This is a genomic window from Psychrobacter sp. TB20-MNA-CIBAN-0197, assembly GCF_040309765.1.
Classification (GTDB): domain Bacteria; phylum Pseudomonadota; class Gammaproteobacteria; order Pseudomonadales; family Moraxellaceae; genus Psychrobacter; species Psychrobacter submarinus.
This window is the reverse complement of sequence record NZ_JBEOPC010000669.1, coordinates 1-268: the sequence shown is the minus strand read 5'-3', so window position 1 is coordinate 268 and position 268 is coordinate 1. Positions and strand designations below refer to the sequence as shown.

At 48.1% G+C, this 268-nt stretch carries 1 protein-coding gene; it reads right to left on the bottom strand.

Translation table 11 applies throughout. The features are described 5' to 3' along the window. On the bottom strand, nucleotides 1-268 hold a 268-nt coding region (locus AAEY83_RS15455; RefSeq protein ID WP_351060327.1), incomplete at both ends, for a hypothetical protein.

Genomic DNA, 268 nt, shown 5'->3' with positions numbered 1-268 from the left:
CCTGCCAATCGGCATTAATGCCAAAACTATCTACTTCGTCAAAGTCTTGGTTGTCGTCGTTAACTATTTCAACGCGGGTATAGCTTTGCGAAGTACGGTTAACCGCTGCGCCTATTACGGCATTACCGTCGAGCTGAGCGTTTGCATATGCAGCTGTTGGCCCGCCTAACTTAACCCTCAGGCCACGGGCAAACGACTCTTTATCAAAGCGCGATAAAAACGCATCACCTTTTAATTTAAAGTTATCTGCCGGTGCCCACTCTATGGC